This window comes from Pseudomonas sp. GW821-FHT09E04, assembly GCF_059416185.1.
Window position 1 is genome coordinate 126,111 of sequence record NZ_JBWKOR010000008.1, and the last position, 12,215, is coordinate 138,325.

Below are 12,215 nucleotides of genomic sequence, written 5' to 3' on the forward strand. Positions count from 1 at the left end.
TGGTAGCAATGAGTGGCAACTTCCTCGCTCTGGCACAGCCGGGCGTGCAACAACTTTCGCCATACGTTCCGGGCAAGCCCGTGGACGAACTGGCTCGCGAACTGGATCTGGATCCGGCGAGCATCGTCAAACTGGCGAGCAACGAAAACCCGCTGGGCGCCAGCCCGAAGGCGCTGGCCGCGATCCGCGAAGCGCTGGACGAACTGACCCGCTATCCGGACGGTAACGGTTTCGCACTGAAATCCCTGCTGGCCGAGCAGTGCCGTGTCGAGCTGAACCAGGTCACCCTGGGCAACGGCTCCAATGACATTCTCGAGCTGGTGGCGCGCGCCTACCTGGCGCCGGGCCTGAATGCCGTGTTCAGTGAGCACGCGTTCGCGGTCTATCCGATTGCGACCCAGGCGGTCGGTGCTCAGGCCAAAGTCGTTCCGGCCAAGGATTGGGGGCATGACCTGCCAGCGATGCTGGCCGCCATCGACGCCAACACTCGCGTCGTGTTCATCGCCAACCCGAATAACCCGACCGGTACCTGGTTCGGCGCCGAGGCGCTGGACGAGTTCCTGCAGGACGTGCCGGAGCACGTGCTGGTGGTGCTGGACGAGGCTTACATCGAATACGCCGAAGGCAGCGATCTGCCGGATGGTCTGGATTTCCTCGCGGCTTACCCGAACCTGCTGGTCTCGCGCACCTTCTCCAAGGCCTATGGTCTGGCGGCCCTGCGGGTTGGCTACGGTTTGTCCACGCCAGTGGTGGCGGATGTGCTGAATCGCGTACGTCAGCCGTTCAACGTCAACAGCCTGGCCTTGGCCGCGGCGTGTGCGGCGTTGAAGGACGAGGAATATCTGGCGCAGAGCCGTCGGCTCAACGAGTCCGGCATGCAACAGCTGGAAGCGGGTTTCCGCGAGCTGGGCCTGAGCTGGATTCCGTCCAAGGGCAACTTTATCTGTGTCGACCTCGCTCAAGTAGCCGCTCCGGTGTTCCAGGGCCTGCTGCGCGAAGGCGTGATCGTGCGTCCGGTGGCCAACTACGGCATGCCGAACCATCTGCGGGTGACCATCGGTCTGCCGGCGGAAAACAGCCGCTTCCTCGAAGCGCTGCGCAAGGTTCTGGCTCGTGGGTGATGTCACTGCGCTGCAATCTGCTGCACCTATGATCGGGCGCCTGGTGGTGGTCGGTCTGGGGTTGATCGGTGGTTCGTTTGCCAAAGGCTTGCGTGAAAGCGGTCTGTGCCGCGAAGTGGTCGGGGTTGATCTCGACCCGCAATCGCGCAAGCTGGCGGTCGAGTTGGGTGTGGTGGATCGCTGCGAAGAAGACCTGGTGGCTGCCTGCCAGGGCGCGGACGTGATCCAGTTGGCGGTGCCGATCCTGGCCATGGAAAAAGTGCTGGCCCGTCTGGCTGGCATGAATCTGGGGCGGGCGATCCTGACGGATGTCGGCAGCGCCAAGGGCAATGTGGTGCGCGCGGCGACCGAAGCGTTCGGCGGCATGCCGGCGCGTTTCGTGCCGGGTCATCCGATTGCCGGTTCCGAGCAGAGCGGGGTGGAAGCCTCCAACTCAGAGCTGTTTCGTCGTCACAAGGTGATTCTGACCCCGCTGGAGCAGACCGATCCGGCTGCGCTGGCAGTGGTTGATCGCTTGTGGCGCGAGCTGGGTGCCGACGTCGAGCACATGCAGGTCGAGCGTCACGATGAAGTGCTGGCGGCGACCAGTCATCTGCCGCACCTGCTGGCCTTCGGTCTGGTTGATTCGCTGGCCAAGCGCAATGAAAACCTTGAGATCTTCCGTTACGCTGCGGGCGGTTTTCGCGATTTCACAAGAATCGCCGGAAGCGACCCGGTCATGTGGCATGACATCTTTCTCGCCAACCGCGAGGCTGTCCTGCGCACACTCGATACATTTCGCAGCGACCTCGACGCCTTGCGCGACGCGGTCGATGCAGGGGATGGGCACCAATTGTTGGGCGTCTTCACGCGCGCCCGGGTTGCCCGCGAGCATTTCAGTAAAATCCTGGCCCGCAGGGCCTATGTGGACGCTATGAATTCCAACGATCTGATTTTCCTGGCTCAACCTGGTGGCCGCCTGTCCGGTCGGATTCGCGTACCAGGTGACAAATCGATTTCCCACCGTTCGATCATGCTCGGTTCTCTGGCTGAAGGCGTCACTGAAGTCGAAGGCTTCCTCGAGGGCGAAGATGCCCTGGCGACCTTGCAGGCGTTCCGCGACATGGGCGTGGTCATCGAAGGCCCGCATCACGGCCGCGTGACCATCCACGGTGTCGGCCTGCACGGCCTGAAACCTGCGCCGGGCCCGATCTATCTGGGCAACTCCGGCACTTCGATGCGTCTGCTGTCCGGCCTGCTGGCCGCGCAGGATTTCGACAGCACTCTGACCGGTGATGCTTCGCTGTCGAAGCGTCCGATGAATCGCGTGGCCAACCCGCTGCGGGAAATGGGCGCCGTGATCGAAACCGCTGCCGAAGGTCGTCCGCCGATGACTATTCGTGGCGGTCACAAGCTCAAAGGCCTGACCTACACCATGCCGATGGCTAGTGCCCAGGTGAAATCCTGCCTGCTGCTGGCGGGTCTGTACGCCGAAGGCAAGACCACCGTGACCGAGCCGGCGCCGACCCGTGACCATACCGAGCGCATGCTGCGCGGCTTCGGCTATCCGGTAAGTGTCAATGGTGCCACGGCATCGGTTGAGTCCGGCGGCAAGCTGAACGCGACCCACATCGAAGTACCGGGCGACATCTCGTCGTCGGCGTTCTTCCTGGTGGCAGCGTCGATCGCCGAAGGTTCGGAGCTGGTGCTCGAGCACGTCGGTATCAACCCGACACGTACCGGTGTGATCGACATCCTGCGCTTGATGGGCGCCGACATCACCCTGGAAAACCAGCGTGAAGTGGGCGGCGAGCCGGTTGCAGACCTGCGCGTGCGAGCAGCTAAACTCAAAGGTATCGAGATTCCGGAAGCGCTGGTTCCACTGGCCATCGACGAGTTCCCGGTACTGTTCGTGGCGGCAGCCTGTGCCGAAGGGCGCACCGTGCTGACCGGCGCCGAAGAGTTGCGGGTCAAGGAATCGGACCGTATCCAGGTCATGGCGGACGGTTTGCTGGCGCTGGGCGTCAAGTGCGAGCCGACCCCGGACGGCATCATCATCGACGGCGGCCAGATTGGCGGCGGCGAAGTGCATGGTCATGGCGATCACCGTATCGCGATGGCTTTCAGCGTGGCCTCGCTGCGCGCCACTGCACCGATCCGCATCCATGATTGCGCCAACGTCGCGACATCGTTCCCGAACTTCCTGGCGCTGTGCGCGCAGGTCGGCATTCGTGTGGCGCAAGAGGCTCAGTCGTGAACAACATTGCTCCGGTCATCACCATCGATGGGCCAAGCGGCTCGGGCAAAGGCACCGTAGCCGGGATTCTGGCCAAGCGTCTGGGCTGGAACCTGCTGGATTCCGGTGCGCTGTATCGCTTGCTGGCGTTTGCTGCGCACAACCATGGTGTCGACCTGACCAATGAAGAGCTGCTGAAGAAACTGGCCGCTCATCTGGATGTGCAGTTCATCGCGGCGACCGACGGTCAGTTGCAGCGCATCATTCTGGAAGGTGATGAAGTCAGCGATGTCATCCGCACCGAGAGCGTCGGTTCCGGCGCTTCCCAGGTGGCTGCATTGCCGGCCGTGCGTGAGGCGCTGCTGCAGCGCCAGCGTGCTTTCCAGGAAGCGCCGGGCCTGGTGGCCGATGGCCGCGACATGGGAACGGTGGTATTTCCGAATGCGCCCTTGAAGATTTTCCTGACCGCCAGTGCCGAGGAGCGGGCGCGCCGTCGATATTTGCAGTTGAAGGGCAAAGTCGAGGGTGTTAGTCTGTCGAGTCTGCTAGATGAGATTCGTGCGCGCGATGAGCGTGATACCCAGCGAGCGGTGGCCCCGCTCAAGCCGGCGGCCGACGCGATACAGCTGGATTCCACGGAGTTGTCCATCGATCAGGTGCTTGAACGCATCATGAGCGAGATCGCCATTCGCGATATCGCCGGGTGACCAAGAAGGCCACAGGGGACCAGTCATAGTCCTGCGGTGCTTCTTTTTAATGAAACTAACCCACATCGTCTGGGATGTGGAGATGGGCGTACTTTTTCGCCCTAATCAACAGGAATTAAAATGAGCGAAAGCTTTGCGGAACTCTTTGAAGAAAGCCTAAAGACCCTGAACCTTCAGGCAGGCTCCATCATCACCGGTGTTATCGTTGATATCGATTACCAAGCTCGCTGGGTAACCGTTCACGCTGGCCTGAAGTCCGAAGCACTGATCCCTCTGGAGCAGTTCTACAACGACGCTGGCGAACTGAACATCAACGTCGGTGACGAAGTTCACGTTGCTCTGGACTCGGTTGAAGACGGTTTCGGTGAAACCAAGCTGTCCCGTGAAAAAGCCAAGCGCGCTGAATGCTGGATCGTTCTGGAAGCAGCCTTCGCAGCTGAGGAAGTGGTCAAGGGCGTTATCAACGGTAAGGTTAAAGGCGGCTTCACTGTCGACGTTAACGGCATCCGTGCGTTCCTGCCAGGTTCCCTGGTTGACGTCCGTCCAGTGCGCGACACCACGCACCTGGAAGGCAAAGAGCTGGAATTCAAGGTCATCAAGCTGGACCAGAAGCGCAACAACGTTGTCGTTTCCCGTCGCAGCGTCCTGGAAGCCGAGAACTCCGCCGAGCGTGAAGCTCTGCTGGAATCCCTGCAAGAAGGCCAGCAAGTCAAAGGTATCGTCAAAAACCTCACCGATTACGGCGCATTCGTCGATCTGGGTGGCGTGGACGGCCTGCTGCACATCACCGACATGGCGTGGAAGCGTATCAAGCACCCTTCCGAAATCGTCAATGTTGGCGACGAGATCGACGTCAAGGTTCTGAAGTACGATCGCGAGCGCAATCGTGTTTCCCTGGGCCTGAAGCAACTGGGCGAAGATCCATGGGTTGCTATCAAAGCCCGTTACCCAGAAAGCACTCGCGTTACCGCTCGTGTAACCAACCTGACCGACTACGGCTGCTTCGCTGAGCTGGAAGAAGGCGTTGAAGGTCTGGTACACGTTTCGGAAATGGACTGGACCAACAAGAACATCCACCCTTCGAAAGTCGTACAAGTCGGCGACGAAGTGGAAGTTATGGTTCTGGACATCGACGAAGAGCGTCGTCGTATCTCCCTGGGCATCAAGCAGTGCAAGTCGAACCCATGGGAAGACTTCTCTGGCCAGTTCAACAAGGGCGATAAAATCTCCGGCACCATCAAGTCGATCACCGATTTCGGTATCTTCATTGGTCTGGACGGCGGCATCGACGGTCTGGTTCACCTGTCCGACATCTCCTGGAACGAAGTGGGCGAAGAAGCCGTACGTCGTTTCAAGAAGGGCGACGAGCTGGACACCGTTATCCTGTCGGTTGACCCAGAGCGCGAGCGTATCTCCCTGGGTATCAAGCAACTGGAAAGCGATCCGTTCTCCGAGTACGTCTCGGTTAACGACAAAGGCGCAATCGTTACTGGCACCGTGAAAGAAGTTGACGCCAAAGGCGCCATCATCGTTCTGGCCGACGATATCGAAGCGACTCTGAAAGCCTCCGAAATCAGCCGTGACCGCGTTGAAGACGCGCGCAACGTTCTGAAAGAAGGCCAGCAAGTAGAAGCCAAGATCATCAGCGTTGATCGTAAGAGCCGCGTAATCCAGCTGTCGATCAAATCGAAAGACGATGCTGAAGAGAAAGAAGCCATCCAGAGCCTGAAAGCAGCTCCGGAAGGTGAAGCAGCTGACACCACTATGGCGGCACTGCTGCGTCAAGCAATGGCCAAACAGAACTGAGTTCTGTCTGATCATTAAAAAGGGCGACTTCGGTCGCCCTTTTTTGTGCCTGCGATTTGGTGTACTGGATTCCCTATTGCTCCTTGTGTGTGAAACCAAAGTCTTCGCTTGGTGGTCTGTTTCTTTAATCGGATCAATCGCCTATTCGCGACTAAGCTTGGTCTTAGGTGTGTAGTAGTCGGGCTGTTGCCTGGCATAAGGAAGTGGATGAACAAGTTTATTCTCCTCGTGGCTGTGCTGGTTTTGGCGGGTTGCACCACAAGTGCCAAAACCCACGCGGTGCGTGGTGTCAGCGGTATAGAGATCGACTGTTCGGGGTTGGGGTCGGGCTGGGAAAAATGTCAAAAGCGTGCGGCGAAGGAGTGCAAGGGGGCAGGTTATAAGGTGCTCACCCGATCTGATGAAGCGAAAGATGAAGATGAATTCCCTTTTGGCTTCAATCCCGCAGGCTACGTGACTCGGACCATGCTGGTGATGTGTCGCTGAGTGTCTGCTGGCGTGGATGTATGGTTTTTCGCCCTGAAAACGGGCGTTTTGACGCTGAAGAAGATATGTCAATCCCTGGGCTGTTCAAAATCTTCCGGGCATGCTAAAACCTTTCAAGCGCTGATCTAGCTGCTTGAAAAAGAAGGGAAAAATATGACGAAGTCGGAGTTGATCGAACGAATTGTCACCCATCAAGGGCTGCTCTCATCCAAGGATGTGGAGCTGGCCATCAAGACCATGCTTGAACAAATGTCCCAATGTCTGGCCACTGGTGATCGGATCGAGATCCGTGGTTTTGGCAGCTTTTCCTTGCACTATCGTGCGCCGCGGGTCGGCCGCAATCCGAAGACTGGTCAGTCTGTCAGCCTTGACGGCAAGTTTGTTCCGCATTTCAAGCCGGGCAAAGAGTTGCGTGATCGCGTGAACGAAGAAGAGGAGGAGGGGGTTTGACAGCCACGACCTTTCAGGGGGTTGCCCATGCGTAACCTCAAACGCATGCTTCTTGGCGTTTTCATTCTTTTACTGATGTTGGTGATCCTGGCGTTTGTGCTGGAGAATCAGCAGTCCATCTCGCTGATGTTCCTTGGCTGGGCGGGGCCGCAACTTCCAGTATCTCTGGTGATGGTTCTCGCGCTGCTCCTTGGGATGCTTGTCGGTCCTGTTCTGGGCTGGTTTCTGGGACGCTCGTCCCGCGCTGTGCGCAAGCGCCTTGTCTGAAAACGACAGGCGCGGGACATCCATCGAATTTGCGGCGCTGCCTGTCTATATCCATTAGTAAAACGTTAATTAAGCTGTAAAATGCAGCCCTTGTTCGATAGTGGCATCGTTACCACATTGATTCAGACTGACTCTGACGGAGGCCTGGGTTATGACGGCTTTCGCATTCATGGATTAGGCTGCGCTCGTTGTGGGCGCGGTCCGTAGCTCAAGGGTATGGTTTCGCGTGAAAATTCTAGTAACCGGCGGCGCTGGGTTTATCGGCTCGGCAGTCATCCGTCATATCATTTCCAACACTAACGACGCTGTCGTGAACGTTGACAAGCTGACTTACGCTGGCAACCTTGAGTCGTTGGGTGAAGTTAGTCAAAACTCACGTTATGCCTTTGAGCGTGTCGATATCTGCGATCGTGATCAAATTGATCGTGTCCTTCGGGAACACCAACCGGATGCAATCATGCATTTGGCTGCTGAATCCCATGTTGACCGTTCGATTTCCGGTCCGTCCGAATTCATCCAGACCAATATCATCGGCACCTACACGTTGCTGGAAGCTGCACGCCAATACTGGTCTGCGCTGGACGATACCCGCAAAGCCGCGTTTCGCTTTCATCACATTTCCACTGATGAAGTGTACGGCGACCTCGAAGGCCCTGAAGATCTCTTCACCGAGACCACGCCTTATCAGCCAAGCTCGCCATACTCTGCCAGCAAGGCCAGCTCCGACCACCTGGTTCGTGCCTGGGCCCGTACCTACGGCCTGCCGACACTGGTCACCAACTGCTCGAACAACTATGGTCCGTGCCACTTCCCTGAGAAGTTGATTCCGCTGATCATTCTCAATGCACTGGAAGGCAAGCCACTGCCGGTTTACGGCAAGGGCAATCAAGTGCGTGACTGGTTGTACGTAGAAGATCATGCACGTGCGCTGTACAAAGTCGTCACCGAGGGTGTCATCGGTGAGACGTACAACATTGGTGGTCACAACGAAAAGCAGAACATCGAAGTGGTTCAAACCCTTTGCGCGCTGCTGGATGAGCTCCGTCCGGACTCAGCTCATCGCCCGCACGCAAGCTTGATTACTTATGTTCAGGATCGTCCGGGACATGATCAGCGTTATGCGATCGATGCGAGCAAGATTCAGCGTGAACTCGGCTGGGCGCCAGAAGAAACCTTCGAGACCGGTATTCGCAAGACGGTGGAATGGTATTTGAACAACGCGCAGTGGGTCGAGCATGTGAAAAGCGGCAGCTATCAGCAGTGGATTGATCAGAACTACAGCGATCGCTCCAATAAAGCATGAGAATCCTTCTTCTTGGAAAAAATGGTCAGGTGGGTTGGGAGCTGCAGCGCTCCCTGGCGCCGCTAGGTGAACTCATCTCGCTGGATCGCCACCTGCTCAACGGCCTGCAGGGCGATCTGTCGGATCCGGAGGCGTTGCGCGCAACGATCCGGCATCTGAAGCCGGACGTGATAGTCAACGCTGCCGCCTACAACGCTGTCGATAAAGCAGAGTCCGAAAAGGAACTCGCTGCCCTGATCAATACCCAGGCAGTCGCCGTCATGGCGGATGAAGCATTGGCTCTGAATGCCTTGCTGGTTCACTACTCTACTGATTATGTGTTCAGTGGTGAGGGTGATGTTCCCTGGAAGGAAGATGACCCTGTTGCGCCCCTTAATCAATACGGAATCAGCAAGCGCGCTGGCGAAGAGGCAATTGTTGCTTCCGGCTGTTCGCACTTGATCTTTCGTACGAGCTGGGTCTATTCCGTCAGAGGCAACAACTTCGCGAAAACCATGTTGCGTCTGGCCAGGGAGCGTGAGGCGTTAAATGTGATTTTCGATCAGGTGGGTGCGCCAACCGGTGCTGACCTGATTGCCGATGTCACTGCCCACGCCATTTTGAAAGTGAAGCAAAGTGCCGATTTGGCGGGCATCTACCATCTGGTTGCCGGTGGTGAAGTTTCCTGGCACGGCTATGCTTCCCATGTCATAGAGTTCGCGCGAAAGATTGGCGAGCAATTGAAGGTGACTGAAGTAAACCCGATCGAGTCGGCGGCCTACCCGACTCCGGCCCGTCGTCCCTTGAATTCACGCCTGAACACCCAGAAACTGCGAAATAATTTTGCCCTTCGCCTGCCGGAATGGCAAAGCGGCGTAAACAGAATGCTGATGGAAGTTTTTAATAAATGATCAAGACAAATCGAAAGGGAATTATTCTGGCCGGTGGTTCGGGAACACGCTTGCACCCGTTGACGTTGGGTGTTTCCAAGCAAATGTTGCCGATCTATGACAAACCGATGATTTTTTATCCGTTGTCCGTGCTCATGCTCGCAGGTATGCGAGAAATCCTGATCATTTCCACCCCTGAAGATCTGCCAAACTTTCGCAAGCTGCTCGGTGACGGCAGCCGCTACGGTATTCAGCTGACCTACGCCGAACAACCAAGTCCTGATGGTTTGGCTCAGGCCTTCATTATCGGTGAGGAGTTCATCGGTAAGGATCCGTGCTGTTTGATCCTCGGTGACAACATATTTTACGGTCAGCACTTCTCCGATAACTTGCGTTCCGCCAGCACTCAGGAAAAAGGCGCGACGGTCTTCGGTTATCACGTTTCTGATCCTGAGCGTTTCGGCGTCGTTGAGTTCGATGCGACTGGTCGGGCATTGAGCATCGAAGAAAAACCGCTCAAGCCTAAATCCAGTTACGCTGTCACCGGTCTTTATTTCTACGATAACCAGGTTGTCGATATTGCCAAGGGCATCAAGCCGTCCGAGCGAGGCGAGCTGGAAATTACAGACGTTAACCGTGCCTATCTCGAGCAACAAACCCTCAATGTCGAAATGCTCGGTCGAGGCTTTGCATGGCTGGATACCGGTACTCACGACTCGCTGCTTGAGGCGAGCCATTTCGTGCACACCATCGAACACCGCCAGGGTTTGAAGGTGGCGTGCCTTGAAGAAATTGCATACAACAATGGCTGGATTACGTCGGATCAGTTGAGCGAGCAGGCAGAGGCCCTCAAGAAAACAGGCTACGGGCAATACCTGAAAAAATTGTTGGATTCGACTTCTTTCTGAGTCTGGAAAGTTCGACATTCAAACAAAGCGTTCAATCCGTGCAAGCAGGAACGGCATGCCAGTAGAACATCCGAAGGTTGCAGTTTTACTGGCTGCCTACAATGGAACACCGTGGATTGAGGAGCAGCTTTCCTCAATCCTCAATCAATCAGCAGTTAATGTAACTGTTTACATCAGTATTGATCCCTCTTCAGACGGTACGGAAGCGCTGTGCCGAGCATACGCCGTTGAGCATCCCGGTGTGGTGATCCTCCCTGAATCCGGACGATTTGGCGGCGCATCGCGTAACTTCTTCAGACTCATCCGTGATGTCGACTTCGATCACTTCGACTTCATCGCTTTTTCGGATCAGGATGACATCTGGCATTCGAACAAGCTGTTTCGTGCAACTCAAAGCATTGCAGAGCAAAGCGTTGATGCGTACTCCAGTAACGTCACTGCATTCTGGCCTGATGGCAAGACTGTCCTTCTGGACAAAGCGCAGCCACAGGTCGATCTGGACTATTTGTTCGAGGCTGCCGGGCCGGGTTGTACTTACGTTATGAGTAACGCTCTGGCGGGCTCGTTAAAGGCTTCAATGCTTGCGAACTGGCAGCAACTGCAAGGCGTCAGCCTGCACGACTGGTATTGCTATGCCTATGCACGAAGCAACGGCTATCGCTGGTATATCGATCCAGGGGCATCTATGGATTATCGCCAGCACGAGCGTAATCAAGTCGGTGCCAATACCGGTCTTCGGCCATTGATTACCCGCTATAAAACCATCCATGACGGCTGGTGGTTCAGTCAGGTTGAACTCATTGCAACGTTGGTGAAGCCGGAGCGCGCGTCATCGGTCGTCAGTGGTGGGCAGTTGCGTGGGATGCAACTGGTCAAGCTTTCCTTCAGGGCCTGGCAATGCAGGCGTCGGGTAAGGGATAAGGTCTTCTTCTTCTTTATCTGCTGGGCTAGCGCATTGTTGGGGAACAAGTCTTGAGCATCATGCCAAAACCGAGCATTTTTGTGTCCGGTGCCAGCGGGTTCGTCGGGCAGCGGCTGATCATGCGCCTGTTGCTCGATAAAAAATACGCGCCTATCGCTGCCGCGCGTCGTGCTACGCAATTGCAGGGATTATGCCCGACTGTGTCTTTTGACATGGATAACCCGAGTCACCGGCCTGATTTGAATGGCGTGGATGTAGTTGTTCATACGGCCGCGCGAGTGCATGTGATGAATGAACTTGCCGAGGACGCCCTCGCTGAGTTTCGCAAGGTCAATGTGGAAGGAACCTTGCGACTGGCGAAACAGGCAGCAGAAGCAGGAGTGCGACGCTTCATTTTCATCAGTTCGATCAAGGTCAATGGGGAAGGCACGCTCCCGGGGAAACCGTTCAGCGCAGATGATGCGCCTGCTCCTCAAGACCCTTATGGGGTCTCCAAGTACGAGGCCGAGCAAGCACTGAAGCAACTGGCACTCGAGACTTCAATGGAGGTTGTGATCATTCGCCCTCCACTGGTCTATGGACCTGGAGTCAAAGCCAATTTTCTGAACATGTTGCGCTGGCTCGACAGAGGGGTTCCGCTGCCGTTAGGTGGCATACGCAACCAGCGAAGTCTGGTTGCGCTTGGCAACCTGGTGGATTTTATCGTCACGTGTATCAATCATCCTGCAGCAGCCAATCAGACATTTCTGGTTAGCGATGGTCGGGACCTCTCCACGCCTCAGTTATTGAACAGCCTGGCGAACGCTCTGGATAAGCGATCCCGGCTGATTGCCTTGCCAGAGTGGCTGATACTCTCTATGGCGACGCTGCTGGGCAAACAAGCGATTGCAAGTCGGGTCTGCGGTTCTCTGCAGGTTGACATCTCCAAGAACTATGAGTTACTGGGGTGGACTCCACCGATACACTCAGATCGAGCCATGCGTCAGACGGCCATTCACTATCAGGAAACATTGGTAAAGCACCGTGCCTGATACCCTGAAGATTCTGAATTCTCTTTCTTCGGTGCCGCAGGCGCGAATGGCGCTCTATAGATGTAACGCACGATTGATGACGGGAATGTTTTGAATGTGAAGCTTTGATTGAGTCTCGCGGCGCGCGGCG

Annotated in this window: 12 protein-coding genes; all 12 read left to right on the forward strand. The window is 56.4% G+C overall.

The annotated features are described in order from the left end of the window. Positions 1–8 precede the first annotated feature (8 nt). A complete protein-coding gene (gene hisC, locus AC07N4_RS26150; protein ID WP_493066377.1) occupies positions 9–1,121 on the forward strand; it encodes a histidinol-phosphate transaminase in 1,113 nt (370 codons plus the stop codon). Positions 1,122–1,149: 28 nt separating this feature from the next. Further along, positions 1,150–3,357, forward strand: a complete 2,208-nt coding sequence (locus AC07N4_RS26155) for a bifunctional prephenate dehydrogenase/3-phosphoshikimate 1-carboxyvinyltransferase (RefSeq protein WP_493066423.1) — start codon at positions 1,150–1,152, stop codon at positions 3,355–3,357. Then, positions 3,354–4,043, forward strand: a complete 690-nt coding sequence (gene cmk / locus AC07N4_RS26160) for a (d)CMP kinase (RefSeq protein ID WP_011335369.1) — start codon at positions 3,354–3,356, stop codon at positions 4,041–4,043. Before AC07N4_RS26155 ends, cmk begins: the two co-directional genes overlap by 4 nt. 120 nt (positions 4,044–4,163) lie before the next feature. Beyond that, the gene (rpsA, locus tag AC07N4_RS26165; protein ID WP_007950918.1) at positions 4,164–5,849 is read left to right on the forward strand and encodes a 30S ribosomal protein S1; all 1,686 of its coding nucleotides are present in this window, start codon (positions 4,164–4,166) and stop codon (positions 5,847–5,849) included. 207 nt (positions 5,850–6,056) lie between these two features. Beyond that, positions 6,057–6,335, forward strand: coding sequence for a hypothetical protein (locus AC07N4_RS26170; protein ID WP_102620483.1), 279 nt, complete (start codon positions 6,057–6,059; stop codon positions 6,333–6,335). Positions 6,336–6,488: 153 nt separating this feature from the next. After that, on the forward strand, positions 6,489–6,785 hold the full coding sequence (gene ihfB, locus AC07N4_RS26175; protein ID WP_003189779.1) for an integration host factor subunit beta: 297 nt from the start codon (positions 6,489–6,491) through the stop codon (positions 6,783–6,785). 27 nt (positions 6,786–6,812) lie between these two features. After that, complete coding sequence (locus AC07N4_RS26180) at positions 6,813–7,052, forward strand: lipopolysaccharide assembly protein LapA domain-containing protein (RefSeq protein ID WP_102620482.1); 240 nt, start codon at positions 6,813–6,815, stop codon at positions 7,050–7,052. 226 nt (positions 7,053–7,278) lie between these two features. Then, positions 7,279–8,355 (forward strand): dTDP-glucose 4,6-dehydratase, encoded by a 1,077-nt coding sequence (gene rfbB / locus AC07N4_RS26185; protein ID WP_102620481.1) that lies wholly within the window; start codon positions 7,279–7,281, stop codon positions 8,353–8,355. After that, positions 8,352–9,245, forward strand: a complete 894-nt coding sequence (gene rfbD, locus AC07N4_RS26190; RefSeq protein WP_114884651.1) for a dTDP-4-dehydrorhamnose reductase — start codon at positions 8,352–8,354, stop codon at positions 9,243–9,245. The genes rfbB and rfbD overlap by 4 nt, the downstream gene beginning before the upstream one ends. Beyond that, positions 9,242–10,132, forward strand: a complete 891-nt coding sequence (rfbA, locus tag AC07N4_RS26195) for a glucose-1-phosphate thymidylyltransferase RfbA (RefSeq protein WP_102620479.1) — start codon at positions 9,242–9,244, stop codon at positions 10,130–10,132. The genes rfbD and rfbA overlap by 4 nt, the downstream gene beginning before the upstream one ends. Before the next feature lie 55 nt (positions 10,133–10,187). Beyond that, complete coding sequence (locus AC07N4_RS26200; protein WP_273538234.1) at positions 10,188–11,108, forward strand: glycosyltransferase; 921 nt, start codon at positions 10,188–10,190, stop codon at positions 11,106–11,108. 5 nt (positions 11,109–11,113) lie between these two features. Further along, positions 11,114–12,085, forward strand: coding sequence for a UDP-glucose 4-epimerase family protein (locus tag AC07N4_RS26205; RefSeq protein WP_493066424.1), 972 nt, complete (start codon positions 11,114–11,116; stop codon positions 12,083–12,085). Positions 12,086–12,215: the final 130 nt, after the last annotated feature.

Coding starts and splice junctions, on each gene's coding strand:
- ihfB (WP_003189779.1), top strand. CDS start 6,489: ATGACGAAGTCGGAGTTGATCGAACGAATTGTCACCCATCAAGGGCTG.
- rpsA (WP_007950918.1), top strand. CDS start 4,164: ATGAGCGAAAGCTTTGCGGAACTCTTTGAAGAAAGCCTAAAGACCCTG.
- AC07N4_RS26205 (WP_493066424.1), top strand. CDS start 11,114: ATGCCAAAACCGAGCATTTTTGTGTCCGGTGCCAGCGGGTTCGTCGGG.
- AC07N4_RS26155 (WP_493066423.1), top strand. CDS start 1,150: ATGATCGGGCGCCTGGTGGTGGTCGGTCTGGGGTTGATCGGTGGTTCG.
- hisC (WP_493066377.1), top strand. CDS start 9: ATGAGTGGCAACTTCCTCGCTCTGGCACAGCCGGGCGTGCAACAACTT.
- rfbA (WP_102620479.1), top strand. CDS start 9,242: ATGATCAAGACAAATCGAAAGGGAATTATTCTGGCCGGTGGTTCGGGA.
- rfbD (WP_114884651.1), top strand. CDS start 8,352: ATGAGAATCCTTCTTCTTGGAAAAAATGGTCAGGTGGGTTGGGAGCTG.
- AC07N4_RS26180 (WP_102620482.1), top strand. CDS start 6,813: ATGCGTAACCTCAAACGCATGCTTCTTGGCGTTTTCATTCTTTTACTG.
- AC07N4_RS26200 (WP_273538234.1), top strand. CDS start 10,188: ATGCCAGTAGAACATCCGAAGGTTGCAGTTTTACTGGCTGCCTACAAT.
- AC07N4_RS26170 (WP_102620483.1), top strand. CDS start 6,057: ATGAACAAGTTTATTCTCCTCGTGGCTGTGCTGGTTTTGGCGGGTTGC.